The organism is Synechococcus sp. UW179B, assembly GCF_900474245.1.
Classification (GTDB): domain Bacteria; phylum Cyanobacteriota; class Cyanobacteriia; order PCC-6307; family Cyanobiaceae; genus Synechococcus_C.
This window is the reverse complement of the sequence record NZ_UCNZ01000002.1, coordinates 48761-74628: the sequence shown is the minus strand read 5'-3', so window position 1 is coordinate 74628 and position 25868 is coordinate 48761. Positions and strand designations below refer to the sequence as shown.

35 protein-coding genes are annotated in these 25868 nt (G+C 51.7%); 10 read left to right on the top strand and 25 right to left on the bottom strand.

The features are described 5' to 3' along the window. Positions 1-79: 79 nt before the first annotated feature. Both DXY38_RS01370 and pdeM read right to left on the bottom strand, forming a co-directional pair. Complete coding sequence (locus DXY38_RS01370; RefSeq protein ID WP_115070153.1) at positions 80-1585, bottom strand: hypothetical protein; 1506 nt, start codon at positions 1583-1585, stop codon at positions 80-82. Then, a complete protein-coding gene (gene pdeM / locus DXY38_RS01365; protein WP_244278963.1) occupies positions 1582-2310 on the bottom strand; it encodes a ligase-associated DNA damage response endonuclease PdeM in 729 nt (242 codons plus the stop codon). The genes DXY38_RS01370 and pdeM overlap by 4 nt, the downstream gene beginning before the upstream one ends. A 311-nt stretch (positions 2311-2621) precedes the next feature. On the opposite strand from pdeM, the gene DXY38_RS01360 reads away from it, so the two are divergent. After that, positions 2622-3686 (top strand): transporter substrate-binding domain-containing protein, encoded by a 1065-nt coding sequence (locus DXY38_RS01360; protein WP_115070151.1) that lies wholly within the window; start codon positions 2622-2624, stop codon positions 3684-3686. 8 nt (positions 3687-3694) lie between these two features. On the opposite strand, the gene DXY38_RS01355 is transcribed toward DXY38_RS01360, so the two are convergent. Continuing rightward, complete coding sequence (locus DXY38_RS01355; protein WP_115070150.1) at positions 3695-3931, bottom strand: CopG family transcriptional regulator; 237 nt, start codon at positions 3929-3931, stop codon at positions 3695-3697. A 94-nt stretch (positions 3932-4025) separates the two neighbouring features. Between DXY38_RS01355 and DXY38_RS01350 the strand changes: the two genes are divergently transcribed. Beyond that, positions 4026-4622, top strand: a complete 597-nt coding sequence (locus DXY38_RS01350) for a PCC domain-containing protein (protein ID WP_115070149.1) — start codon at positions 4026-4028, stop codon at positions 4620-4622. 116 nt (positions 4623-4738) lie between these two features. Here DXY38_RS01350 and DXY38_RS13935 read toward each other — a convergent pair whose 3' ends face one another. The 3 genes from DXY38_RS13935 to DXY38_RS01330 form a co-directional block, all read right to left on the bottom strand. Next, the gene (locus DXY38_RS13935; protein ID WP_006853093.1) at positions 4739-4927 is read right to left on the bottom strand and encodes a hypothetical protein; all 189 of its coding nucleotides are present in this window, start codon (positions 4925-4927) and stop codon (positions 4739-4741) included. A gap of 586 nt (positions 4928-5513) precedes the next feature. Then, positions 5514-6026, bottom strand: coding sequence for a hypothetical protein (locus DXY38_RS01335; protein WP_115070148.1), 513 nt, complete (start codon positions 6024-6026; stop codon positions 5514-5516). Positions 6027-6211: 185 nt separating this feature from the next. Next, a complete protein-coding gene (locus tag DXY38_RS01330) occupies positions 6212-6487 on the bottom strand; it encodes a Dabb family protein (RefSeq protein ID WP_170952815.1) in 276 nt (91 codons plus the stop codon). 686 nt (positions 6488-7173) lie between these two features. On the opposite strand from DXY38_RS01330, the gene DXY38_RS01320 reads away from it, so the two are divergent. Both DXY38_RS01320 and DXY38_RS01315 read left to right on the top strand, forming a co-directional pair. Then, positions 7174-7572: a hypothetical protein gene (locus DXY38_RS01320; RefSeq protein WP_244278962.1), complete on the top strand. Its 399-nt coding sequence runs from the start codon at positions 7174-7176 to the stop codon at positions 7570-7572. A gap of 344 nt (positions 7573-7916) precedes the next feature. After that, positions 7917-8402, top strand: a complete 486-nt coding sequence (locus tag DXY38_RS01315; RefSeq protein WP_115070145.1) for a hypothetical protein — start codon at positions 7917-7919, stop codon at positions 8400-8402. Positions 8403-8683: 281 nt separating this feature from the next. Here DXY38_RS01315 and DXY38_RS01305 read toward each other — a convergent pair whose 3' ends face one another. From DXY38_RS01305 to DXY38_RS01235, 15 genes are all read right to left on the bottom strand, one after another. Further along, a complete protein-coding gene (locus tag DXY38_RS01305; RefSeq protein WP_115070143.1) occupies positions 8684-8947 on the bottom strand; it encodes a 2TM domain-containing protein in 264 nt (87 codons plus the stop codon). 45 nt (positions 8948-8992) lie between these two features. Further along, complete coding sequence (locus tag DXY38_RS01300; protein ID WP_244278961.1) at positions 8993-10057, bottom strand: hypothetical protein; 1065 nt, start codon at positions 10055-10057, stop codon at positions 8993-8995. A gap of 40 nt (positions 10058-10097) precedes the next feature. Next, positions 10098-10994 (bottom strand): metal ABC transporter substrate-binding protein, encoded by an 897-nt coding sequence (locus DXY38_RS01295; RefSeq protein WP_115070142.1) that lies wholly within the window; start codon positions 10992-10994, stop codon positions 10098-10100. Between the two features lie 49 nt (positions 10995-11043). Beyond that, entirely contained in the window at positions 11044-11790 is a 747-nt protein-coding gene (locus DXY38_RS01290) for a metal ABC transporter permease (RefSeq protein ID WP_371410977.1), read from the bottom strand. A 28-nt stretch (positions 11791-11818) separates the two neighbouring features. Continuing rightward, positions 11819-12571 carry a metal ABC transporter ATP-binding protein gene (locus DXY38_RS01285; RefSeq protein ID WP_115070140.1) on the bottom strand — a complete coding sequence of 251 codons (753 nt, stop codon included), beginning with the start codon at positions 12569-12571 and terminating at the stop codon, positions 11819-11821. Next, positions 12546-13934, bottom strand: coding sequence for a hypothetical protein (locus tag DXY38_RS01280; protein WP_115070139.1), 1389 nt, complete (start codon positions 13932-13934; stop codon positions 12546-12548). The genes DXY38_RS01285 and DXY38_RS01280 overlap by 26 nt, the downstream gene beginning before the upstream one ends. Continuing rightward, positions 13931-14620, bottom strand: coding sequence for a TIGR03943 family protein (locus DXY38_RS01275; RefSeq protein ID WP_115070138.1), 690 nt, complete (start codon positions 14618-14620; stop codon positions 13931-13933). The genes DXY38_RS01280 and DXY38_RS01275 overlap by 4 nt, the downstream gene beginning before the upstream one ends. A gap of 4 nt (positions 14621-14624) precedes the next feature. Further along, entirely contained in the window at positions 14625-15584 is a 960-nt protein-coding gene (locus tag DXY38_RS01270) for a permease (RefSeq protein ID WP_115070137.1), read from the bottom strand. 15 nt (positions 15585-15599) lie between these two features. Continuing rightward, complete coding sequence (locus DXY38_RS01265; RefSeq protein ID WP_006853109.1) at positions 15600-15941, bottom strand: c-type cytochrome; 342 nt, start codon at positions 15939-15941, stop codon at positions 15600-15602. Between the two features lie 230 nt (positions 15942-16171). Beyond that, a complete protein-coding gene (locus DXY38_RS13930; RefSeq protein WP_371410975.1) occupies positions 16172-16390 on the bottom strand; it encodes a DUF3721 domain-containing protein in 219 nt (72 codons plus the stop codon). A 240-nt stretch (positions 16391-16630) separates the two neighbouring features. Further along, positions 16631-17476: a metal ABC transporter permease gene (locus DXY38_RS01255; RefSeq protein ID WP_115070233.1), complete on the bottom strand. Its 846-nt coding sequence runs from the start codon at positions 17474-17476 to the stop codon at positions 16631-16633. Then, positions 17476-18228, bottom strand: coding sequence for a metal ABC transporter ATP-binding protein (locus DXY38_RS01250; RefSeq protein WP_038013367.1), 753 nt, complete (start codon positions 18226-18228; stop codon positions 17476-17478). The genes DXY38_RS01255 and DXY38_RS01250 overlap by 1 nt, the downstream gene beginning before the upstream one ends. A gap of 14 nt (positions 18229-18242) precedes the next feature. Next, the gene (locus DXY38_RS01245; RefSeq protein ID WP_115070135.1) at positions 18243-19193 is read right to left on the bottom strand and encodes a metal ABC transporter substrate-binding protein; all 951 of its coding nucleotides are present in this window, start codon (positions 19191-19193) and stop codon (positions 18243-18245) included. A 63-nt stretch (positions 19194-19256) separates the two neighbouring features. Then, entirely contained in the window at positions 19257-19415 is a 159-nt protein-coding gene (locus DXY38_RS01240) for a DUF2256 domain-containing protein (protein ID WP_071778021.1), read from the bottom strand. A 347-nt stretch (positions 19416-19762) separates the two neighbouring features. After that, complete coding sequence (locus DXY38_RS01235; RefSeq protein ID WP_115070134.1) at positions 19763-19948, bottom strand: hypothetical protein; 186 nt, start codon at positions 19946-19948, stop codon at positions 19763-19765. A gap of 192 nt (positions 19949-20140) precedes the next feature. On the opposite strand from DXY38_RS01235, the gene DXY38_RS13595 reads away from it, so the two are divergent. Continuing rightward, positions 20141-20299, top strand: coding sequence for a hypothetical protein (locus DXY38_RS13595; protein WP_006853116.1), 159 nt, complete (start codon positions 20141-20143; stop codon positions 20297-20299). 251 nt (positions 20300-20550) lie between these two features. Here DXY38_RS13595 and DXY38_RS01230 read toward each other — a convergent pair whose 3' ends face one another. The 3 genes from DXY38_RS01230 to DXY38_RS01225 form a co-directional block, all read right to left on the bottom strand. Further along, entirely contained in the window at positions 20551-20904 is a 354-nt protein-coding gene (locus tag DXY38_RS01230; RefSeq protein ID WP_115070133.1) for a hypothetical protein, read from the bottom strand. Between the two features lie 22 nt (positions 20905-20926). Continuing rightward, positions 20927-21097, bottom strand: a complete 171-nt coding sequence (locus DXY38_RS13590; protein ID WP_170952814.1) for a hypothetical protein — start codon at positions 21095-21097, stop codon at positions 20927-20929. Positions 21098-21201: 104 nt separating this feature from the next. Next, positions 21202-21612, bottom strand: a complete 411-nt coding sequence (locus DXY38_RS01225) for a hypothetical protein (protein WP_115070132.1) — start codon at positions 21610-21612, stop codon at positions 21202-21204. Between the two features lie 54 nt (positions 21613-21666). Here DXY38_RS01225 and DXY38_RS01220 point away from each other — a divergent pair, with 54 nt between their 5' ends. The 5 genes from DXY38_RS01220 to DXY38_RS01200 all read left to right on the top strand — a co-directional run bounded on the left by DXY38_RS01220 (position 21667) and on the right by DXY38_RS01200 (position 25597). Beyond that, positions 21667-21963, top strand: a complete 297-nt coding sequence (locus tag DXY38_RS01220) for a hypothetical protein (RefSeq protein ID WP_115070131.1) — start codon at positions 21667-21669, stop codon at positions 21961-21963. After that, a complete protein-coding gene (locus DXY38_RS01215) occupies positions 21963-22703 on the top strand; it encodes a DUF924 family protein (RefSeq protein WP_115070130.1) in 741 nt (246 codons plus the stop codon). Before DXY38_RS01220 ends, DXY38_RS01215 begins: the two co-directional genes overlap by 1 nt. 264 nt (positions 22704-22967) lie before the next feature. Further along, positions 22968-24176: a glycosyltransferase family 2 protein gene (locus tag DXY38_RS01210; RefSeq protein ID WP_115070129.1), complete on the top strand. Its 1209-nt coding sequence runs from the start codon at positions 22968-22970 to the stop codon at positions 24174-24176. A gap of 48 nt (positions 24177-24224) precedes the next feature. Beyond that, the gene (sodC, locus tag DXY38_RS01205) at positions 24225-24752 is read left to right on the top strand and encodes a superoxide dismutase family protein (protein WP_115070128.1); all 528 of its coding nucleotides are present in this window, start codon (positions 24225-24227) and stop codon (positions 24750-24752) included. Further along, positions 24749-25597: an alpha/beta fold hydrolase gene (locus DXY38_RS01200; RefSeq protein WP_244278960.1), complete on the top strand. Its 849-nt coding sequence runs from the start codon at positions 24749-24751 to the stop codon at positions 25595-25597. The genes sodC and DXY38_RS01200 overlap by 4 nt, the downstream gene beginning before the upstream one ends. Positions 25598-25616: 19 nt before the next feature. Here the strand turns inward: DXY38_RS01200 and DXY38_RS01195 are convergent, their stop codons facing one another. Further along, the gene (locus DXY38_RS01195) at positions 25617-25838 is read right to left on the bottom strand and encodes a hypothetical protein (RefSeq protein ID WP_006853124.1); all 222 of its coding nucleotides are present in this window, start codon (positions 25836-25838) and stop codon (positions 25617-25619) included. Positions 25839-25868: the final 30 nt, after the last annotated feature.

The window sequence follows — 25868 nt, the reverse complement described above, 5'->3', positions numbered from 1 at the left end:
AAGATCACCGAGTTATCTCGTGCTGTCGGCCCAAAAGCCAGAGATGTCAGAGGATCCATTCCACCCGGTATCAGCAGCCTCAGGGCAAAGGCGGAGGAGGAAGCACTGGAGGAGGTGGTGCTCCATAGATGATGCTCTCCTGCTCATCAGCTGAGGACACGGGTTCCGGTTCTTTGAGCGCAGGGGCTGGAGGGATGGGCTGAGGCCACGCTTCCGGATCCTCTGGAAGGATCTGATCCTCCTGAAGCAACACAGGTGGCGGTAAATCCGGAGGCAGATCGAAATCCCATGGCTGGGTCTCAGCATCTGATTGGAACGACTCGTCCTGCTCGGCCTCCACATCAGGCCGTTCTCGGAGCACAAGTGGGTCAGCAGTAATCGGTGGTTCCCGGAGCGGTTGCCTGGTAGGAAGCGTTTCGGTGACAGGCGTGGTCTGGTTGTGATCGAGGCGTGGTGAGGGCTTAGGTGCCCAGATCATGCGCGCAATCGGCTCAACACCTTGCTCCATGACACGGTTCAAACCAGCCAAGGCGCGGTCCATCAGCTGCCCCCCATAGAAAAAGGCGCAGTCCGATGGGCCTTCACAGCTCTTGCTGCTTTCGATCCGTCGGGTCAAGTCAGCCATCAGCCCACCTTTCAGCGGGACACGACGCTCACTCAATCGCAGCAAGTAGGGAACATGCACAAAACTGGTGGCGCCACCGCTAATCCAGTTGGCGTCCTCCTCCGTGAAACCTTTCACTCCCGGAATAATCAGACGACTTTTGGATGCGTGGTCGGGCATGTAGGCCGCCACAAGACCTCGCCTGCGGGCCAGATCCTTCGTCTGCTCCAGCGTGAGGCCATCCTTACTCATCAGCATTTCGATTCGGCCATCAGATTTCAAGCCGTAGACCATGCGAATGCGTGGCAGGTAGTAACGAATCCGTTGCCCCATGCTGATGCTGTAAGCCCCCTTGTAGCTCTCAGGTGGCTCCTCAAGGTCGTTGTAAATGCTGTGCAGACCGCCCACAAACATGTCGTAGGTCTTCGCCCGGGCGGGGGTTAATTCTCCGTATCCAAAGTCAACGCTTCCATCCTTGAGGATGCCAATGAAGGCCCGTTGCCTTGAGGCCGTTCGATTGCGTCCACGCCAGACCCTGCTCCCAAGTTTCAAGTCACCGAGTGGAACGGTGATTTCCTGCCCAAACTCATCGATATGCCGCTCGTACATCGGTCCAGAGACGTAGGCCAGAGCGGCGGTATCTTCAAAGGCATCCTGTTCACGATCCCAGCCCTCAAGCAGGCCTAGGCGCACATCGCGAGGATCGAAATCAAGGGCATACACCTCATCGTCTGGTTGGTATGCAAAAGGCCCTGCTAAGGCATTAGACGTTTCAACAGGCTCGAACTCAGGGGAAGTCTGCTTTTTTTCGGGGGTTCCGGGCGCAAGAGCAATCAGGCCCGCAAACACCGTGACTGGAATCACGACAATCAACCAGCGCTTGCGCCAGAGGCGTGAACGGTGGGGCGTGGGCTTGCGCTTACGTTTCTTTTTCTGAGAGGAGGTGTCTGCAGCAGAAACGGACGTCCGATTTCGAATCAACGGACCAGCCTTCCTTTTCGAGCTCGGGATTCGGGGTTCTGCCAAGGAACGATGGTGCCCTCAGCCACCAGCCACTTGCGATCAAGCTGACCGCATTCATGTCCTCCCGTCAACTCACCAAAGGATGGAATCAACATTCTTTCCTCAGTGGCGTCGTAGGCAAAGCAGGGAAGTCGAAGGCGATCACCCCCAAAACTGAGGGTCGCAACAGGATGAATGTGCCCGCAGATATTAAGCAAACAAGCTTTTTGGCTGGAATGATCCGGTGGATGCTCAGGCTCATGGCTCAACCAAAGCTGTCCGAGTTGATAGCTCGGATGCTGAGGCATCCCCACGAGTTGGCAGGGTCGATCGTGGTTCCCACCCACCAGGGTGATGGCACAACCGGTGAGCTCAGGCAATGCCTTCAACGTCTCGCGAAGCGAGTGGGTCAAGCCAAGCGGGCCATGAACCAAATCACCAAGGATGATCAGGGTCTTGGGCTTCACGCGCGCGCAGAGATCCAACAGTGGATTGAGCGTGCCGCGATCGCCATCACTGGGCAGGGGGATGCCGTGGGCTTGAAACACCTCCGCCTTGCCCAAATGCAGATCGGCAATCAGAAGTTCACGCCCTTCAGGACGCCAGAGAGCTTTCTCAGGGAGCAACACAAGCCGCTCCTGCTCCCAGGTCCAGGACGTGCCATACCCTTCTTGCGAAGGGACACCGTTTGGTAATCGGCTCAACTCTGCACTCAAAAGGTGACCCCCTCACACCATCCTGACGTCTTCAGCAGGCCGGTGAAAGCCAGGAAAGCAGAAAGGATTTCTGCCAAGACCCTCCAATCCCACAGCACGGGTTTCAGGCAGCCATTTGATTGCAGATATCACACATCCCTTGCTTGGGGAGTTCCCTGAAGACAGCTGTGATGAGAGTCTTTGGAGTAAGACGCATTGAATTGATGACCCTGGCATTGCTACTGGCCCTCCTTGGATCGTTGATGGCCATGGGTTTGATTATTCGACGCCTTGAAAGGGGCTAACCAGACGAGGTCACAGTGATCCGAACTCTTCTATTAACGGGAATCGTCCTGATTTCGCTTCCCATTCAGGGATTCGCCAAAGAGTTGCGCGTGGGGGTCAGCGGATCGCCTCCCTTTGTGATGGAAAAGGATGGTGTGCTGAGTGGGATCAGTATTGAAATCTGGAAAGACGTCGCCAACCGTCTCGATCACCAGTACAAATTTGTTGCTCAGCCGAACACGAATGCAAATGTGCAAGCTGTCGCAGAGGGCAGAATTGATCTAGCCATTGGCCCCATCAGCATTACTCCAAAGCGATTAGCCAATCCAAAGATCGATTTCACCCAACCCTATTTCCATGGCTACGAAGGATTACTCATCCCCAAAAAGGCGCCAGGACTGATTGCACGTCTACGACCTTTTGTTGGCTGGGCGGCTTTATCATCGGTTGGCATCTTAATTTCACTTCTATTCATTTTTGGAAATCTCATATGGCTAGCTGAGCGACGTAAAAACACGGAACAGTTTCCTCGTGAATACCTGCATGGCGTTGGGAACGGAATGTGGTTTGGGCTCGTCACTCTCACCACGGTCGGATACGGCGATCGGGCACCACTTTCAAGAAGTGGTCGCACAATTGCTGGTGTTTGGATGGTGATATCACTGGTAGCGGTTTCATCAATCACCGCTGGTCTTGCATCAGCATTTACATTGTCACTAGCGGAACTGGCACCTCCATCCATTCGAAACAAAGGTGATTTAAGGGGAAAACAAATAGCTGTCGTAGAAGGAACAACAAGCCTAAAATGGGGGAGATTATATGAAATCAATCCATTCCTAACCAAAAATCTCGACGAAGCAATCGAAATTTTAAAGGAGGGAAAGGTGGAAGGAATTATCTTCGACGAAGCCCCCCTACGCCACTATCTCAAAAAAAACAAAGAGAGTCATTTGAAACTAGCCAACTTTCCACTAGCCTTCCAAACCTACGGATTCGTCCTACCAATGGGAAGCCCATTAAGGAATCCATTAAATATTGAGCTACTAGGAATGGAACGGAATGGAGAAACAGAACGAATTGAAAACAGATTATTGGACTAGGAATTCTCTTATTGAATAACCGTGTGCCGTCTTAAACCATCTTCGATCAAAAATGTTGCCAAGCTGCTGCAGCTCCTCCCCTCCTTGAGAGCCTGCTGCTTGAGCCGGTTCATAATGCCAACCGGAAGCGTCACGTTCAGCCGCTCGGACGTGGCTGCCTCGGCCACTTGACCTGCGCTGATTGCAGAGTCCCCAGGAAGGAGCTGATCCTGCAACTCATGGAGCAGGCTTTCGAGGAATGACACGATAACGTTACGCAGGCGATACCAAAGCGTACCGTATTAAGCCATCTGGCTCCGGTTAGTCTCTTTGTTATTGAAGGGGAGACCAACTCGACGAATGGATACGCTGACGCTTCATCTTGAGCCAGGCCAAGACCTGCTGCTATCACTTTCGGCGATAGCCCAAGAGAAACGAATCAGCGGATTTTTACTCGGGGTTGTTGGAAATTTATCAAAAGCATCTTTTCAGTGTCCAGGACGCGACAAACCAACCGTTCTAGAAGGTGAACTAGAGATCATCACCTTAAATGGCACCTTTGATGCCGATGGGGTTCATCTCCACTTAAGCCTTTCCGATGGAGCATGTCAGGTTTGGGGCGGGCATCTCGAACAGGGCTCGCTGATCATGAAAGGTGCCGATCTACTTCTAGGCATTCTCAAACAGGGTCAAGAAGCGCAAAGTGCCCACAAAACACGCTTAGAGATCGCCGTCCTTCCTGGATGTCCATGGTGCAACAGTGCCCTACGCCTATTAGAGGCTTACAACATTCCACACCGAGTCATCACTGTTGACAACGACCTCACCTTTCAACAATGCAAACAACGCAGTGGGATGAATACGTTCCCACAAATCTTTATTGACGGAACAACAATGGGTGGTTTCGACAGTCTTGAAAAGCTACAGCGATCAGGCGAATTGATCGCACTCAAATAAGAACAGTACTCATCAAAATCAAGGATTTAAATAACACTTAAAAAAGAAACATCCTCTGATTGCCCCGGAAAAAACAAAAAGTCTCTCACAATGGATGGTTGTTTTAAGGTGAACAATTACTTTTCTCTAAACTGCTGTTTCTCATGAAGCAACTCAGTTTCTAGTTGTTGAATCAACTTCGTAACAAGCGCCTGAAACTCAGGCTGGCAACCGCGGAACGCAGCTTTATGGCGAATCGGCTCGTTTCGCGTTCTGAGATCCGTCAGCATCAGCTGCAACGCATCAATTTTTGCTGTGAAATTCATAGCCGAGTGTGTCTCACAAAAAGAGACTATGACACCATTGGGATCTTGAGAAGCATTTGTAACCGAAGCAGTGGTACTGAGCGAGCCAAGGCAGACCACCAAAGGCAAAAAAGCTATTCAAGCGTGGACCAAAAATGCATTTATCACAGACAACATGAATCCAGCAAGGGTTTAACCACAAAAAGCCTGAGTAAAATAGACGAGATTAATCACTGCACCCCATTCCTGATGGGAGAAGCCGCAATTAGAACGAGTATAATTTTGATGCAAAGTATGTACCCTGCAGGGCTAATAACTCCAGGAGAAAACAGTCAATGTCCAATCGGTCCTGCCCGCGCTGTGGATCAAACTCTCTCCGGGCCGATCGCTCCCTTGGTGGACGCATCGTTTGCACAAATTGTGGTACGCCAGTTGGTCAAGGACAAACCTACAGAGCCAATCAACAATCATTCCGCACAGTTAATCGGCCCTGGATTTGGTGGGCCATCGGACTCGGAACCCTGCTTATTATTATTATGATTCAATCCAGTTAATATTGCCCACCAAGAATCCGTCAGAAAGCCAAACAAACGTCAACAAATTAAATTCACGGGGCAGTAAAGTATCTCCAAGGAATACCAAATGTCGCTAGTGCATGACCATTGTCACCTGTCTCAGCAGGAAAGACCGCTGCAATGGCCAACTCGTCATCTTCAAAGCAAGTGCGCGATTTAACAACAAAACCAGCTAAATCATCAGCTCCCCACATCAATGTGCCAGCTTTTTTCTCTTCTTGATATTCATCAAAAACTTCAGCAAACTCTTTTCCGTGCTGACCGTTGAGCATTTCATCGATAGCAGCATCAGAGCCACGATCAGGGTAAATATCAAATAATTGACGAATTAAAGGATGGTCAATCTTGGTTGAGACGCGCAATACATTTCCCAAACTACCCACCGACGATTGCATCAACACAGGTGGTTCTTGTCGCGCATCAATGACAGCTACAGGAAGGTTGAAATCCCATACCAGGCGCTTTCTCACGTCAGAGGCAACGACAGCCAAAGGCTCAGACAACTGCTCCACCAATCGCTTGACACGGTCTTCTGAAATAGTCATGCATACAAAATAACGGTTAGAAACGACAGCTGTAACGACTCTGTCCAAGTGACAACACCAAAAGTGCTTTAAACAAGCGGGTCAACAGGTCACTGAACAACAGCGCAAAGTAGAGGCAATCGATAAGGGGTAATACGAGACCTAAGCATATAGGAGCCAATTTTTTCACTCAGATCAACACCATTTCAGATATCAAGTACAATCAGATCAGCCAATAGAGGCATGAGAGTATTCTTAAATTGTTGATGCACAGGATGCGGCAAATACTGATCACGAGCTTTCTTAGTAGTAAAAGTCACAACAGCGGCATGAGTAAATTGCTTATGAAGCCCTTCTGGATTATTGTTCACACCAAAATCAATTGATTGGATGCCATTGATACTTGTTTGAAGATCACAGAATTGAGAAAACATATCAGCGATTTGATCTTCAGAGGTATCTGCAGCAAACTGCAGAAGCAAGATGTGCCTAATCATCAATTGATAATCGTTTGAAGAAACAAATCTAAAGCATTAGCACCAAAAAATGAGCTGAAATACCAGCTCATTGAGCATTCAACCTGGCCTGCCTGGGCTTAGGAGTCAAACACCTGCATCTGCATACATCCACATCGCAGTCATCACTCCTACAGCAATTGTGATCATTAGTACGCTCATGCTGATGGTGTTAAAACGAATGCGTCTTTGAATTTCAGCCATAATTTTTATTTTGGGAGCTATCAAGACAATACGACAAATAAAAGATCGTGACGAATTCTTATTATTCCTTCGCGAAAGATATCTCAATTCCTCATCTCAATCCAAAAAATCCAGTAAGGCCAATGGATCTCAAGGAGTGCATGCAAGGCCGGATCAGGCGAAAATGAGAAAAACCCAAGATCGCTCAATGCCATGAGCTCACATAGAGACGGTTGCCTGAAGGCAGCAGCATGCATGCATGCATCGTGTCATTCATCATATTCGACGCAAACAAAGATTCAAAAAAAGTCCAATTACTCTGAATACATGTCTCTTCAGAAATATTGAATGATTCAACAAAAGCTCGAATGCGTTCTAACGAATGCTCGCAGCTTGCAATCAACAACATCTCCATGAAAAGCCCAAGAAACCAAGGTCCCAAGGACAATACAATCATGAGTCTGTAGAATTTGCCCAGTGAGGACAATGAAATGCAAATTTTTATCCCCAAAATGCAAGCTTTTATCATTTTGCTATTGGTAGTATTCTCAGTCCTAAATCCGGTCTCTGCAGACAACAAAAAAAATGAAGAATGGGTTGATATTGGAATATCAGAAGAACGCGAAAAGATCTCTATCAAAAAAATAAGAGAGTTGGGGGACAACGAGTTTTCCTATCAAAACTCAGACAACAACATTATTCTTGTAAAATGCAAAGACGACAAAACCTTGATGAGATATTGGTACATCACCAAAATCGACACCTACAGCAAAGAAGAGGCTACGAGCAAGATGCGATGGCATAGAGCAACTCCCCAATCACAAGCACAACAAGAAAGCGAATTTGTGTGCAACAATCATAACAATTAAAGAGATTGATCTGAATTAAGACATAATCTCAAAATAAAAAGTAAAAATCCAAACATACCAACACAAATCCCGCGAATCAACCTCCGTAAAAATAGATTCCTTAGCCTTTCGATCTACATCGGCAGACAAAAGCAAATAAAAAATAGAATGCATCAGAACATGGAACGTCAAAAGAGGCATTCATCTCAAACAAGCGCATCTTCAGGCTCTCGAAAGTCTCCAAACCATTGGAAATGATCTAATGCACGACGTCAGGCACTCGCCGCGAAAGAGCTTCATTTTTGTTTTGTAAAGTCAAGACCAAAATCGAACAGACTGATTCTGGACCTTTGATCAACTGAGCCATGATTCGAACTGTGCACTCTGCACTTTTCGCCTTCGCACTGGTGGCCTGCTTCGTCATCTATCCGTCCACTGCCATCGCTTGTGTTGAAGGATTGGCTTGGGGAATGCCCCAATCAGAGATCAACGACCACCTCCACGGTGCCATCAAACAGGAAGACCTCAACTCTCAACGCTTGATCGCTCGTAACGTCCATCTCGATCAATTACCTGTTCCACAGCTCACGTTGGACATGAACGAGCAAGGTGGACTGGAGTCACTGGCTTACGAGTTCAGCATGGATGACATGACAGAAGTCCTTGCTGGTTTAAGTGCTCGGCACGGCAAGCCAATCAGCACATCAATCAAAGAAGACAGCTATGAGGATCAGCTCTGGGTCTGGAACACAGGTGAGGACCTGATCACAGCCGTGAAACGAACCAACGGACATGTGCAGAAATTTCTGATTGCCTACCGACCAAGCCGACTCAACCCCGAAACGCTCTAAGCATTTCATCCCCTGAAAAGCTTGCTATCACTGCAAAGAGAACCCAATACCATCAGCAGATGAGCGATTTTTTGTACTCTCTAGCAAGCTGGAGATGGCCGATCGCAATCGTTCTTTCCTTCTTTTTTGTGAGTCGTGCCCTCATTGTGATTGCAAGAATGGGGATTCGAGTTGAAATTTTCACGCGTCTCCCCATTCTTGTAGGGACCGGAAGGGAGCCGATCAAAGCGGAGGTTGGAAAAGTGCGGATCTAAGAGACACGCACCCAACACCAATTGATTTCAGATTCTCTCGATCTCTCGATTGATCTCCTCTTCACTGAACGCGTGACGATGAGGGTGAGTGATTTTCCATCCTTGAATCAGCAGAGCAGCCCCCCAGCCGAGAAGTGAGTAGATCGGCCAGAAAAAGCCAAATCCACTCAAAGCCCACACAACAATCAAGAGAGCATTAACCCAGAGGTAATTGATCACTTGATGCCGATAGGCCCTCTTGCGGCTAAGACGGCTGATGGCATGACGCCGTGATTGTTCGTCGATCGTCATCCGTGCAAAAGGATCAATTGATTCTTTCTATAGCTAGAAATTCCCTTAAAAACTAAAACTCACACCAGTGCCCACATGATGACTCCAACCCTTACCCCAACCTTCTCCACCTGCGGTGCTGTAGATAGGCTTCCAATGGGCAAATAACACCACACTTTCTGCAAGTGGATATTCCATCTCAATCTCGCCACCCCAATCTGTCCTCTGGGAGAGTCCTGAATAATTACCAGGTGAATAGAAGCGAGGACCAGCGGTCAGAGTCACGTTGAGCTGGTCAACAAAGAAACCAAATCCAAGCCAAGGATCTGTGTAGTTACCAATAAAAAGACCGTCGGTCTCCCAGCCGCTGCGATTTTCAACAGACACGAAGAGGCCATCTAGAACGGATTCAAGACCATCTCCAAGGGCAAAGTTGAGATCGCCATCTCCAAAGGCATAAACGAGCTTGGCACCGACCTCATTTTTCAGACCAACACTGTCTTCACCCTGATTTCCTGTGACGTAATAAGGCCACCAAGACAATGACAATGCGAGGCGGTCATTGGGTTGATAACGGGCCTGCACAAAGCCCTTGATATCGGTGCGCCGGAATGGAGCTCCCGATCCATGGCCATGCCCTTCATGGCCAGCATGCGACTCACCATCAGCTTCCGCATGATCGCCATGATCATCTCCATGATCATCTCCATGATCGTCAGCATGTTCATCTTCATGATCATCGCCATGTTCTTCGCCATCGGTTTCCGCATGGTCGTCATGAGCGCCCTCCTCAACATGCACGCGACCATAAAAATGTTCCGCTTCTCCCCAAACAAGTGCGGGACCGATTTGTGCTTCGATCGCAAAACTTCCCCTGTTGGGTAGGCCCCATTCCAAGACAGCACCAAATTGACCATCAATGGCGTAGTGCTCTGGACGGCCCTCGAGATTGGTTTCAAAACCACCATGGCCTTCAATGGTGACCACAGGCCTTGCGACAAATTCGCCTGGTTCGAGCGGCTCCCCACCAGCGGAACTATGCGCCCGCACGGATCGAAGCGCCAGATCACCGCCTAGCAATAGACCAACAACAGCTCCTCCTTGGAACACACGACGCAAAAACAAATTCATGGGAAAAAAGGCTGATTAGTGAAAAGAGAGTCAAAAAGGTTTATTGGATCGCAGACCATCGCCGCTGCAGTTGAGAAGCAGCATTGCGATCACATTTACCTCCTTGAGCCACGACGAAAATGCAAACATTATTCGTAGCTGTTTGAACCAAACTTTTGCCTGGTGCTTGACCATCAGCGAAAAGTGCTTGCTTGGCGATTGGAACGCCACTGCTACGACTAATTCGTCGCATCGTTTTAGACGGTGGAATTGACTCAGCGAAGATGGCCTTACTTCCAGATGCTTTGATCGACTTGCTAATCGCAGACAAACTCGAGGGTCGGAGCGTTCCCCCCGTGGTGAAGTCATCAAGCACGGGTAATTCACGCACTCCGTAACGCTTGGCTAAAAAAGAAAAGGCTCGATGCCCGGTCACCAGAACGCGCTGTTTTTGTGGAACAGTGGCAATTTGTTGACCAATCCAGCCACCAAGAGAGGCAAGTACACCATCAACCTTCGCTCGGCGTTGATCAATTGCAGCATCACCCTTGGCATCAAATAAGGGTTTCAAACACCATGCCACGGAGTTGGCCATCGCTTTCACATTGGCTGGGTCATGCCAAATGTGAGGATCTTTGAGAGGGTTCTTAGGGACTGCTTTATTTCCAACCGTTACAACAGTCCCAGGGGTTTTGATCTTGTTAAGCGCTGGCGTGAGGTTATATCCATTCAGCAACACAAGTTGGGCTTTCGCGAGATTGCCTCGATCAGCTGGGCGTAACGCCAGGGTGTGAGGATCTGAGCCGGGTTTGGTCAAGCAAATCACGTTGGCTTGAGGCCCAGCAAGGGTGCGCGTGAGATCGCAAAGAATCCCATCCGCGGCCACCACTGTTGGACTCGCAGTGTTGGCTGCCGCCAGCAAGACACTGGCAAAAGGTACGGAGACAGGCAGTGGCACAAGAAAGCTTGGAACTTCCCAGAATGATAATCATTCTCAAAACCGCTGCCTAGGTGCTTTTCCGGGCCAGTGGGCAAAGCAACACAACGCAAGCCACTCCAATCAACGGTCCGGGAGGGAGATTGAGGGGCAAGGCCAAAAGAAATCCACCGCCACTGAGGGCCAAACCCACCAATGCAGCCCGAACCATCGCAGCGCGCAAACTGGTCACCCGATGAAGCCCTGGAAGCACGGGGGCACACAGCAAACCAATCACCAAAATCACTCCCACCGCTGCCATGGCACTAACAATGACCACAGCTGTGACGGCAGAAAGGGCCAGCCGCAGCCCACGCACCGACAATCCCGCCGAGGCAGCACCCTCTGGATCAACCCCCAAATAAACAAGCTCGCGATAGCGAGTGCCCAGAAGGATGGCCAAGGCCAGGCAAGCAACCAACACGCGACCCACATCAAGCCAACCCACCGTCAGCAAATCACCAAACAGCAAGGCCTCAAGGTCAAGGCGCAGACTCAGCAAAGGGATGAGCAGAACTCCGAGGCCAAGAAAGCCAGCAAGCACCGTATTGATCACCGCTTCCCCGTTCAGCTTCGAGCTGCGCTGCAATCGTTCCGCCAATAAGGCCCCAAGGATGCCGCTTACCACGCCCCCCAAGGCTGGATCAAAGCCGAAGGCAACCGAGAGCGCCAAGCCTGGAAGCACGGCATGGGAAATGAGATTGGCCTGAAGCACCCGGCGTTGGGTCACCAAGAGCGTGCCAGTGACAGGACACAAAATCCCCACCAACACTGCCATCAGCAGAGGTATCAACCAAAAAACAACCTCATCCACAGTGATGATTCCCCGGATTCACCAAACCCTTGAGAGAGCGCCTCACCTCAGCGGGAGGTCCATCGGCAAGAACACTCCGATCAAGCACGATGACTCTGTCGTAGGAATCAAGCGCTTCGCCCCAGTCATGGCTGCTGACCAACAAGGTATGACCGGCATCAGCCAACTGACGCATCAGAAGCAACAGTTGATCACGGGAAGGAGGATCGATCGCGGCACAGGGTTCATCGAGGAGAAGCATTCGAGAGGGTTGCACCAGCGAACGGGCCAGCAACGCGCGTTGCTGTTGTCCGCCTGAAAGAGAATCAAGGCGTCGATTGGCAAGAGCGGAAAGGCCAACGCGTTGAAGTGCTGCCTCCCGATCGCAACATCCAAGAGATTGGCCATTCATCGATCCAAGATCGACAAGATCTCGCACGCTGATCGGAAACGACCAATCAATCCGACTGCGCTGAGGCATCAACACCACCCGTTCGCGACACTCCTCGATCGGATCTCCATCGCAGTAAACCGAGCCACCTCGGGGACGAAGTTGCCCCTGGAGCACATGCAGCAGGGTGGATTTACCGGCTCCATTCGCACCAACCAGCGCCGTCAACGTGCCTGAGTGCAGCGTCATTGCCACGTTTTCGAGCACAACACGATCGCCGTATTGCACATCAACGCCCTCTGCTCTCAGAACTGGCTCTCCCAAAATCGAACCATCAAGTTGGCTCAACCTATCGACGGACTGGATGAAATTCATCCAACTCACCAGCCGCAGGCAACCATCTTGCCAACACAACTTGTGGATTAAGGAGTTCAAAATCCAAACTGCTGCCATCAATGAGGGCAACTCGACGTCTTTCGCCATCGCCATTCGTCATCACCGTAAGAAGACGATTCGTGGCGGGATCCACATCAAGAACCGCTCCTGAAGCTAAAAACCATCCCGGAATAGTCCTTCGCTTGAGCACTGATCCAGAACTATTGACAAGGAGTAATTCGTCTTGAAGGGCTGGCTCTGCATCGCGAAGAACAATCCAAATATTTTCTCCCCTGTTATCACAAGCTGTGGCCATGACCCCCGCCTCCCCCAACCAGACCTCTCGTGGAGGTTGTCCGGGAATCACCAGCTCAATCGAACGTCGGTAATCAGGCCAATTTCTCAACAACACCGCACGGCCGGAACCAGAGCAAAACGACTTGAGTTCGCGGCTGCCGGGGAGGCTTTGGGGAGAAGTCCCTTTCCCATCAGGGTTCATGGGCAAGAGATCAAGACCGTCATAGGAAGGAACAACCATTCCGCTGCCATCCGGAAGCAGACGGATCGCGCCCGCAACCTCCAGGTTGAGGTCACGGCGTTTGGCGTTAGCTGAACGAACCCAGGTTCGATCGCTACCAGCTTCAACACCTCCCACCTGCACGAGTAATTCCCCTCGCTGATTGCTACTTAAGTGGGCAAACAAAAGCGACCCAGACGCCAAGGATTGGATGGCACCTGGGAGGGGATCTGCCAATCCTTCCGCTTGATGGCTAATGGCCCGCGGAGTGAGCTGGCGAAGCAACACCTCAAGCTTGGAAGCATCGTTATCGGTCACGAAGGCAACGCCCTCTCCATTGCCCAAGGGCTCAAGCTGAAGAATGCGCTGCTCAATAGACGACAGCGGCAACCAACTGCCATCCTTGCGGCGCAATTTCACCTGCTCTCCCTCCTTCTCGACCATCACTGCCACGAGAGACGAACGAGGATCCCACCAAAGTGAACGGCTAGGCAGGACCAGCCCCCGTTGATCATCAGCAGCAAGAACAAGCTTCTGGGGCGAACGAATCAGGGCATCAGGATCGAGCAGCAGGCGGAACTGATCCTGTTGGCCAAACCACTGATGGGGCTGATGGGGGACAAGACGACTGTTTTGAGCCACCGACGCGCGGTTCATCGTCCGACTGAAACGCACGTCAAGGGCTGCAGCACCTGAACGAATGGATTGAATCGCGACGGATCGCAAACGCGGGGGACGACGCAGCAAAATCTGCTGCTGCACCAAAGCGACAAGACCCAGGCCCAGCAGAGCCATGCTCAAGAGTCGAACCTTGCCCGTTGATGGGCCAACCCCCTTTGAGCTCATGGTTCCAAAGGCCGCTCAGGTCGCGGGATGGATTGAATCGTGGTGGGTTTGACCACATTGATCAGCAGTCCATCCTGGGTCTGCGTTGTCATCGTCCCCTCGATGGCCAGCCATTGATCCGGCTTTGGATCCGCGTTCTCAGGCCATTCAATCGGCAGTCCAGCAGGGGTGGCATCAGCCAGGCAGCAACGCACGGTGAGACGGGCGAGCTGGGGTTGCATCCCTGGACGTTGAAGCACAAAGCCGCTAATCCGCACGGGATCGCCTGCATGCAAATTGGGATCGGGTTGACTGCGGAGCAGCCGCACCCATTCGGTCAACGTGCGTTGTTCAGGAGGTAGGAAAAAACTCAATCGCGGCGCCTCAGGCAAGTTATCGCTGCGATTCGAAGCCAAATCACTGAAGGAGGGTGATGGGGGAAACAGCAAAACCAAACAGGCCACCGCAACCGAAATCAGCCAGCTCAAAGGAGCTGGAGACGTTTTTGAGCGTGAAGCAAAGCGCAGCTGAAGAGCACCGAGCACCATCAGAACAACGCCTGCAATCGCAACCACTGGATGAAAAATCGCATTCAGAAGCAGATCCAAACGAGCCGACACACTGCTCCAGACCAACACCCATCCCCAAAGCAGCAATACAAGGGGTGGTAGATATCGCGTTTGTCGAATCCCGTTCAGACGTGGCATCGCTTTAGAGCATCACAAGATTGACCCACTGGCCAATCAGAAGAACGAACAACGTTGCTGCAACTGCGGTGATTGCAATGGCCCGCGTGGAGAGAAGCACCGTGAACAAGCCAGCAAGCTTGAGATCGACCACTGGACCAAGAAGCAGAAAGGCCAGCAAAGCTCCCGGTGTGACCTGAGCTGCAAAGCCAAGCGCAAGAAAGGCATCAACGCTGGAACACACCGAAACCACGAGTGCCAAGGCCATCAAAGCCAGCACCGAAACGGTAGGGCCTGACCCCAAAGCCAAGAGCCAACTTCGTGGCAACCAGGTTTGAACCGCAGCGGCAAGGGCACAGCCAAACACGAGCAGGGTGAGCAAGCTCAAGAATTCACGCGTGCTGTGTTGAAGCAGCTCTGCAGGTCGCAGCGGAACCTCCTCCAGCCGACGTTCCGAAGCATTGAAGTCCACACCCACCAGCCCACTACGACGTTCGAGCAGTCCAACGCGAGAGAGGGGTTGACTCAGTCTTCGCTCTTCGAGCAAGGCAGACGCCAACAAACGTGATTCAGGCAGCAAGCCGAGAAGAGCGCTGAGCCCGATCGCAATCAGAAAGGCACCAATGGGTCGTCCCCAAAGCAACCAGGTCTGGTCTGGAAAGGCTGCCCAAGTGCTCGCTAACACGATCGGATTGAGAACTGGCGCTGCAAACAAAAAACCAAAACCAGTGCCCAGCGGTGCTCCGCTTGCAAGCAGACGTCGTGCAACGGGAACATTCCCGCATTCACAGGCGGGCAAAGCAAATCCAAGCAAAGCCCCAACAACTGGGGCCAGAAGCGGGTGGCGTGGCAATCGCTTGATCCATGATGACTGGGGGACCAGCCATCTCGCCAAACCAGCAATCGCAACGCCCAGAAGCAAGAAGGGGAGCGCTTCGATTAACAGACCTTGAAAAATGGCCCAGCCAGTGGCGAAACGAGTCATCAACCCTTGAAGTGGCTAACTCCAGCCATGACTGGCTTGATCTTCAACGTAGGCCGCAACATCGGCAATTTCATTTTCACTGAGCACATCCAGAAATGCTGGCATTGCGTTACGCCCGTAGGTGACCTGAGCCACGATTCCGGTTTCATGCCCAGTCACGTAGTTGGGGAGAAAAGCTTCAAGGTCGGCCTGCCGCAACGTCCGCTCACTCTTCACAATATTTCCACCGCCGGCATGGCATGCGGCGCAATTGGTATTAAAAATCTGACCACCCCTCACGGTGTCAGAAGCCATCGCACGCATTGGCATGCTTAAGACCAGCAGCAAAGCAAAAGCTGCAGATAGCAAAAAACGCATGGTTCCCAATATCAATCCTCACCATTCTCAGGAGATCTGAAGCACCGGTGCTGACGTTGCTGCAGATCGTTATGGAATGAATCTGTCAGCGGTTCCATCGTTAGGGCATCCAAACAAGCAGGCGAGCAGACGTCTGGATTGAGCGCCAACAATCAGTTCAGCCAGCGCAGACCCTGCACACCCATCAACACCAGCAAGAGAAGGGCAAGGGAGGGGGATGGGGGGATTATTCAGGGGCCTGCGTTGGGGCCGTGATTATGAGCGTCGCAAGGCATCCATTTCGCCCCCATCTGATGAGCGCCTTTGCAGTTGAACAAGGTTGCGGCCTCCTCTGCCTCTGCCTTGGTGTCATACATCGCTTTGATGGGCGCAGTGCCGAGTTTCGATGGGGAGGGCTCTTCCCCCATCGCAAGAGCTATGGACGGAGTTGTCAAAGCCAGCAAGCTCATGAGCAGTTGAGCTGATCGAAATAGACGCATCTCAGAATGACTGGCAACAAATTCAGTTTGATGCATCAAGCCCGCTGGACGAATTCACGGCTTAACAAGGCGAAAAGAGAGCGATACCCCCGTTTTGCACCCAGCCATCATCGCAGTTCCGATTGAGTTGAAAAAACAACCCAATGATCCTCAAAACACTTTTCTTCTTCAGCAATCTTCTTTAGCAAATCCTCAGGGATTAGGCACTGTTCAAATTGGCATTGAGGATGCGAATCGATGGCGCAAAATTCCATGCTTGGGCGCAAAGAGGAACGCAACCAAGAACAAGCCGGTCTGCACAAGAACGATGCAACCAGCGGTGGAACTATCCGTCCAATAGCTTGTATAAACCCCAAGAATGCTGGAAAGGATGCTGCTTCCTATCGCCAACCAACTCATTCGATCAAAGCGATCGGTGAGTAAATAAGCGGTAGCTCCAGGAGTCACCAACATGGCAACGACCAAAATAATGCCTACGGTTTGCAAGCCAGCAACCGCCGCTAGAGAAAGAACGGAGAGAAGCAAATAGTGGAGAACGCCGGTATTAATGCCAATCGAGCGTGCATGCGTAGGGTCAAAACAAAACAGAAGCAGGTCACGACGAAACAACAAAAGAACAGCCGTTACAAGGGCTGAAATCAGCATGGTTTGCTGGATATCTGCAATAGAGATGCCAAGCACATTGCCAAAAAGAATATGTGTGAGGTCAATATTGCTACGCGTCTTAGAGACCAACACCAGCCCCAGAGCGAAAAAGCCTGTAAACACGAGGCCAATCACGGTGTCTTCCTTGATTCGAGATTTCTGCTTAACGAAACCAATCGTGGCCACTGATCCCACGCCAAAGACAAAGGCCCCAACCGAAAAAGGTAGCCCTAATGCATAGGCCAAGATCACTCCTGGCAAGACAGAATGCGAAACAGCATCACCCATCAAAGCCCAACCCTTCAGGGTCATATAGCAAGAGAGGAGACCACAGACACCACCGACGGTGGCACTGATCAGCAAAGCCCGCACCATGAAGGCGTGCTGAAGAGGCTCAAGCAGAAATGTGATCAAGCGTCCTCCGAGGAACTATGGCCGGTCAATAAATCTGGAGGAAGGCCCCCGAAGGCCAGGGAAAGATTTTCCGGAGTGAACACCTCAGAGGTTTCACCGTAAGCCAAGACCGTTTTATTGATCAGAACTGTGAGATCGCAGAAGTCTCTGACATGACTGAGATCGTGGGTGGAAATCAAAATGGTGCGTCCTTCCGTACGCAACTGAAAAAACAGTTCGGCCATCAACTTTTCCGTACGTATATCCACGCCATTGAAGGGTTCGTCCAACAACAACACCGATGCACGCTGGGCAATGGCTCTTGCCAAAAATGTGCGCTTCCTTTGACCTCCAGAGAGAGCAGCGATCGGACGATCCCTGAGATCAAGAAGCTCAACGCGCTCCAGGGCATCGCGAACGGCCACCCTGTCTGACTGTCGTGGAATCCGGAGCACATTCATGGCTCCATAGCGACCCATCATCACCACATCCCAAACAGAGACGGGGAAATCACAATCGATGCCTTCACTCTGAGGCACATAGGCAACGGCTTGATCGCGCTGAGCCCGGGCAACACTGCGGCCATTGATTCTGATGTGGCCGCGAGAGGGGCGGATAAAGCCAGTTAGCGCCTTGAAGAGGGTCGATTTGCCGGACCCATTCATGCCCACCAATCCACAGATGCATCCCGAAGGCAAATGAAGAGAAGCGTCGTAGAGAGCCACTGTGCCGTTGTAGTCAACACAGATCTGATCGGCTTCAATCCGCATCAATTCACTCTGAGTCATGAGGACTTTTCGGCGGACGCAGCCAACCCCTGCCTAAGAAGTTTCACATTGTGGCGTTGAAGGTCGAGCAGCGTTGGCGCAGGACCGTTGCGTTTTGATAAAGAGTCCACATAAAAGCTGCCACCAAATCGAGCACCCGACGCTCGAGCCACCTCCCGTTGGGCCTTATCACTCACTGTGGTTTCACAAAACACGGCGGGAACCTGATCGTTCTTGACACGCTCGATCAAACGGGCCATGCGTTTTGGAGTGATCTGACTTTCAGCGTTCACCGGCCACAAATACGCCTCATCAAATCCATAGTCTTGGGCGAGGTAAGAAAATGCCCCTTCACAGCTGACAAGGACACGCTGTTGCTTGGGAATGACAGCGAGCAGGTTGCGTAACTCAGTATCCAATTGTTCCAACTGGAGCTTGTAGCGGTTGCCATTGTTTCGATACAACTCGGCCCCCTCTGGATCAAGTTGAGAAAAAGCATCCACAAGTCGATCCACGTATCCCTTAGCCCGAAGAGGTGACATCCAGGCATGGGGATTGGGCTTACCGGCATAGGCATCCCCCTCAATGAGCAAGGGCTCCATCCCCTCGGTGAGAGTGACCGTGGGTACATCACCAGCCGATTGAACAAAACGACGAGCCCAAAGTTCCAATCCCAACCCATTTTCTACAATTAAATCTGCTCCTGATGCTTGCTCTAAATCCTTGGGAGAAGGCTCATATCCATGAATTTCTGCTCCTGGTTTCGTAATGGATTTAACTTGTAAGCGATCACCCGCAACCTGACGGGCCATATCAGCGAGGATCGTAAATGTTGTCAAAACAATCGGACGATCATCAGAATGATTACTTCGTTTCCCAGACAAGTAATCCTGCTTTGTGCAAGCAACAGCAAGGGGTAAAGCGATAGCAAGTGCAGTAAAGCGTCGCAAAAAACGACGTCCAAACATCCTTGCTAGGTAGATGCTGATGATCTTCAAAACAGCTGAATAGGTGACGGAAAGATCATTGGTTCATGAGGGCCGTTGTGCTGAAGTTTCCCCACGCCGGCGTCTGCAGCGCTCAGAGCAATAACGCACCTCTTCCCAAACATCTTTCCATTTGCGTCGCCATTGGAATGGGCGACCGCAGACGGCACAGATTTTTGTGGGGCGATCCAGCGATGGCGCCATCAGATGAGAACACCCTAAGGAACGGCTAATCAGGCTTAGAAAACCCCGATCCTGTCCATTTTAAAGGCTGATGATGCTGAGTTGAGCCTCATTGAATGATGAAGCAGAGGAGGAGGCCACGTTGGTTTTGCTTCAAATGGCCGGCAATGTCTCTTGAGCACCAATTGTTTATTTGCTGCTTTCATTCCTGCCAATGAATGGCAAGTCAATCAACAGAAATCATGACTAGATCATTCCAAGGATGAATTCAATTCACACCCCAATCAAGGATTTCAATCAGGGGTGCTCGCTTCTTTATGATCAAGCGTCAGATGCGTGACGTCTTCACGAGCCGCAACTTCCAAAGATCAGGAATCTACATCTGCTGAATCTGTCCATCGGCGCTCAACTTGAACAAACAGAAACCAAGCCAACGAGGCTCCTGCTCCCGCCACCCAATCAGAGCGGAGCAACTCAATCAAGGCCAAAGTGCTTGCCGCGATGCGCAACGCTTTTAAACCAAAACGGCTGTATTGACGCAAGCGATGGTCCATAAGCGAAAGCAATAATCATCGAAGTCCAAGCAGGGTGCAGCGAGGGAGGAGCCAAGCAAAACCTGCACAACGACCGCCAAACACAACAGCTTTCAGCTGCTGCCATCCCTGAGCGGTGGAGAACCGAACGAAAAATTGCACGCAGACGCCGATTGAGGCGCATAGCTTTACATAACTTCTCATTGACACGTCATGGTCGAGCTTTACCTGGATGCCACCTTGCACAACCAGATCAGTGTTGAGCACTATCGCGAGGTTTTACTGAACCGCGGAATGGATGAACAAGACCAAAAACTGAGAAGCAATCTCTTAAAACGCATTGAAGCAGGAACGATTCAGCTGTCATCCTGAACGATCTGTAGAGGGAGTCTCCATGTATCAAACGAATGACCCCCGTTTCTGGAGAGCGCTTGCTGGAATTATTTCATTGGTCGCAAGTTGCTCACTCGCTTGGCTGATTCTTAAAATTTAAATCTCGCTTGCAATTTCTTGTTTAGTTTAATTTTTGAATTCAGTTTCAAACGCTTACAGACACAGTTTAGTCTGCGACCTGGCGGTTGTGATACAAAATCAAATTAACTTAAATTCAATCAATCTAAAATTCAAAACAGTAGATCAGCAATGGTTATTAGCAAGAATCCAATCATTAAGGCCGACAACATGGCAAGAACAATCAGCCCACCACTGGCAATCAAAGCGAGCCGTTTTGCAGTTTCTGGAAACAGCAAATAAAAACTGAGACCTGCAGCAATACCCCAAAGAGGAGGAATGACTAGACAAACAGCCGTCAACACGATGAGACGCAGGCGTCGATGACGCTGCTGTTCGATCATTCTCAACGCTTGTGTCTTCTCCTCTTCCAAGGCCAAACGTTCTTCATCGCTAAGCCAGCGTCCGAACTGTTGTGCCTGCTTGAGCTCTTGTTCAAGTTTGTCCGTAGTGAAGGAGGGTTCCATACCCCCAATTTTATCTCCGTTTTCAGCGCGGACTGCGCTCCCATGCCCGTTCGAGGGCCTCTCTCATCGCTTTGCTAGAGGGCTCAGCCAATCCATTGTTTCGACGAAAGGCTGCTGTGATCCGCCAGAAACGGGTTGCGCAGGCAATCGCGACGACGAACCAAGCCAACAAGATCCAAGCAGAACCGTGCACGACAACATTGTGAATACCTCCATGATGGTGGCTGTGAGGATTTCTGCGATGAACGGCAAGCTCGTGGTTGGAGCCATTGGACTGTTAGTCAGCGCAGTCGCGATCTATGAATTCTTGTTGTTGAGAGGGTTAGCCCCCTCCACCTGAGCCTCACAGGCATAGGTTTCAATCGAGGCTTTCCTCTGACGGAATTCAGGATGATCCGCATCTTCCACCCGCCACCACCAACGGCCATCGGTGTAGCTGGGTGGACCTGCATTGTTGGTGCGTGGCAGTTGCAGGCTGAGGTCTCGCCAATGGATCAAGATCCCATCGCCAGGCACTGTTCCATCGGCACTGTTAGGGATCGGTTCCACCACAGCGCCGATCGCCTCCCGACCCAAATTGGTTCGCTCCACCGTCAGCAGGTCTCCTTCACACCAATAGCTGTCTGCAAACACAGGCGCACAGGGCACGAGCCAACACAAAGCCACAAAACACAACGAAAACAGAGAGCGCAAGGCAGGCGAAGTCATTCACCCCACCCAAGCACTGAACACGACAGAGTGTCGTGAAGACAAAGCGTTTTGATGACTCCAACAAGAGAACAGGTGCTCGCCGCATCCGCTGGCTGGGTGGCTGTTGTGCTCAACGTGGTGCCCGGTCTTGGGGCTGGTTATTTGTACCAACGACGCTGGAAGGCTTACTGGATCACCTCGCTCCTGGCCACAACCTGGTTTGTGGTGGGTGCCGTCTTGGCTCAAAACGCCGCGACTGCAGCTGAACCGCAAAACCAACTCGTTGGACTGATCGGTTTGATTGTTCTCGCCGCTGTGACGAGCGCGGAAGCAGGCTTGGCTGTGAAGGCAGTGCGTCAAGACAACTGATGGAGACCAGCCCGAAAGCGGTGCTCCACTTCTGGTTTCAAGACTGTCGCCCGCACCAATGGTTTCGCAGCAATGCGGAGTTTGATCAGGTGGTGTTGGACCGCTTCGGCAAGATCACGTCATCAGCATTGAAAGGTGAACTAACCCACTGGGAGCAAAACGCGACCAGTGCTTTGGCACTGGTTTTGATGATGGATCAGTTCACCCGGCAGATATGGAGGCACGAACCCCGTGCGTTTGCTGGCGATGCTTATGCCCTAAGGCTTACCCGCAAAGCGATCACGGAGGGATGGATCGCCGAAGAACCAGAACGGGTGCGTCGCCAATTTTGGTTGATGCCAATGCTGCACAGTGAGGACTGGGCAGTGATTCAGGAAGCGGTCACCTACCTGGAGCGCTGGAGCGACCCAGCCACCGTTGCAGTCGCCTCACGCCACAAGAATCTGATCCAGCGTTTCGGACGTTATCCCCAACGCAATGCCGCCCTGGGAAGGGCTTCCAGCGACGAGGAACTGAAGTTTTTAAAGGATTGGCAATCCCGTGGCAAACGCAATCGCTCCCAATCTCATGCTTGTGATCAATGCTCCAGTCATGGGCCTATTCATTACAGGGTGAAAACTGCAGCCCAACCTCACTGGCAATTGGCATGCCCCAGCTGCTGGAACAAGCTGCAAAACCATCCCGGTTATCAATATGGGGGAACGCGAAAAGCAAACCGCCGCGACCGACAACGCCGATAAACAACGAATCCATCTGAGCTAAGAAAAAAATCCCCATGAACAAAACGTGTTTGGGGCCCGTGGGATAAGGGGTAGACCTGCTGGCATTTCAACCATGAGCCCCATGTTTCAGTGTTTGCTCTGCAAGCAGACAATCGAACGTTCCACCCGCACCTATTGGAAACACAAGGGTCATCTGCTTTGCTCAACCTGCAAAGACAACATCGAGGCCGAAGTTGGTCAAAGTAGGCAGCAGAAGCGGCCCAGCTCTTGACCCTGTTCCAGATGGTGGCTTGCGTTGTAGGAGTCACAGCCCTAGCGGCTGCGCTTGGACTGAGCATCCTTCTTCTCGGCCTACAACGCGTGTTTGCCTCAGCTCCAACGCTCTGGCACCACAACGATCAGGACATCAGCAAGACCAGTCTCACCGTTGTGATCCCAGCCTTCAACGAAGCGCTCAATATTGACGGTTGTCTGACGCACGTACTGAAGTCTGATAAGCCTTGCTCTCACTGGGAGGTGATTGTTGTCGACGATCAGTCGAGCGACAACACGGTCAACATTGCGGAACAGACCATCCGTGCTTTCGCCGGTTCTGATCAACCCAATGCAGCCGTTCTCCAAGCTGGCCCACGACCCAAGGGAGAGCGTTGGGTAGGAAAGAACTGGGGTTGCAGCCAAGCCATGGAGCAGGTCCAAAGCACATGGGTGCTGTTCATCGACGCCGATGTCAGCCTGGCACCCGATGCCATCCGTCGAGCACTCCACCAGAGCATCCAGGAGAAGGCCGATCTCTTCAGCCTTGCTCCACGCTTGACCTGTGGATGTCTCACCGAATGGATGGTTCAACCCATCATGGCGAGCTTGCTAGGGCTTGGGTTTCCGATCCTCGAAGCCAACGATCCTGATTCAACGGTGGCCTTTGCGGCAGGACCCTTCATGTTGTTCCGAAGGGATAGCTACAACGCCATCGGCGGCCACAGGGCCCTCGCGGGGGAAGTTGTCGAAGATCTGGCTTTGGCGCGGCTGATTAAGGAGGGGGGGTTTCGCCTGCGATACGTGCTTGGAATTGATGCCGTCGACCTACAGATGTACGCCAATTTCGAGGCTCTTTGGGAAGGCTGGAGCAAAAACTGGTTCCTTGGTCTGGATCGCAGCATCAGCAAATCCTTAGGAGCTGGCGGCGTGGTGCTGTTGATGTTCACGCTGCCATGGCTACTCCTGCCGACCAGCCTGACGATGGCGTGTCTGAGCAATCATGATCAAAGTCTTTGGCTCGGTGATGCTGGTCTCGGATTGATCGCAATCCTGATGCAACTCAGCGTTCGCCTCTGGACACGAGCCCGATTTTCGGTGCCCTTACGCCATTGGTGGCTCATGGGCATTGGCGGCCTCATTATCGGGCTGATCGCACCCACATCCGTTTGGAAGAGCTTGACGGGAAAGGGCTGGACCTGGAAAGGCCGCTCCCTTGCCGAAGCTCAGGCGCTTTAACAGTTAGAGCCGTCGTCCAGACAAAATGAATGCATCTGTAAACACCCCATGTACCGACTTGGTGCACTCCTGGCTCTGTGCTTGGCATTGCTGATGCCTGCAACCGTGCAAGCCAGCACGATTGAAATCACGATCAACAGCATCACCAGTGAGGGAATCGGCGAATCCATCGGCACGATTAGTGCACGAGACACGGATCAAGGATTGGTGATTATTCCTGAACTCAGTGGACTGAGTGAGGGCGAGCATGGGTTCCACTTGCATGCTGGCGATCAGTGCGCTGCACAAACCAACGCAGAAGGAGACTCCGTCGCAGGCCTTGCAGCACTGGGACATTGGGATCCAGATCAAACCGACACCCATCTCGGACCTTTCGGGAATGGCCATCGCGGTGACCTCAGCCGATTAGTGGTGGACCGAGATGGCAACACCACCACAAGCGTGGTGGCACCACGGCTCAAGGCCTCCGACCTGCGCGGACGGGCTCTGGTGGTCCATGCAGGGGGAGACACCTATGCGGACACGCCTCCCCTAGGTGGAGGTGGTGCTCGTATTGCCTGCGGTGTGGGGTCTTGAGCTCATCACGCTTGCTTCTCATTCATCCCATTGGGGTTGGTTTATCCAGTCGGTTTTGGGATCGTTTCATCAGGTGTTGGCAAGCCTCTGACGACACGACGACCTTGCTAGCTCCAGACCTACTCGGATGCGGGGAACACGAGCATCCAAATCAACAGCTTGACCCCGAAGATTGGGCGGCCCCACTGGTCGATCTTCTAAGAGACCAAACCAACACACCAACGGTCCTGGTCTCACAAGGAGCCTCTCTCCCCATTGCCTTGGCTGTAGCCAAGTCCGCACCGGAACTCGTCGCTGGCCTGGTTGCGATCAGCCCACCGAGTTGGCGCATTCTTGAGGAACCCTTTCCGCAAACACAATCTCAATGGATCTGGAGATTGCTGTTTCAGGGCCCAATCGGCTTTTTGTTTTATCGCTACGCACGCCGTCGAGCCTTTTTAAAATCGTTTTCCGTCAATAATTTATTTGCCAACAACAAAGACGTTGACGACGAATGGCTCGACACGTTGGAACAAGAAGCAGCCAACATGAGTACGCGTTGGGCAACATTTTCTTTTTTGGCTGGTTTTTGGAGACGCAACTGGATCAGTCAGTGGCAGAAAATCAACCAACCTGTGTGGCTGTTGTTCGGGCAAGAGGCCACCGGAATCGGCCGTTCCAAGCAATGGGATGACGCACAAGAACGCATCCAAACCTATGCGCAGCAGATGCCAACTGCTGTGAGCGCAAGCATTCATGGACGCAACGTTCTTCCCTATGAATCAACGTCCGAGTGTGTGAGCCAACTCCAAAGCTGGTTATTACACCCATCAAACCCTTCAAACAATCACTCCATCAGTCATTAGAAAGGCATCGAGCATTCCCTTACGCCGAGGGATGTCGTCTGTGGGCAGAGACATCACGCATAGCCTCAGATGGATTCAAAGAGCGCGCCAGCGCTAACAAGCCTGCGGCAAGAGCCGTTTCACCCTCAAGCTGCATCATTCGGTGGAGGGTGATGACCTCGCTGTAATCGGCAGCAGCCGTTCCATTGATCAGACCGCGAGCGGTGCATCGAGCAACGGCAAGTTGAAGGGAGATCGTCATGACCCAAAGCTGGCCCAAAGCACGAGCAAA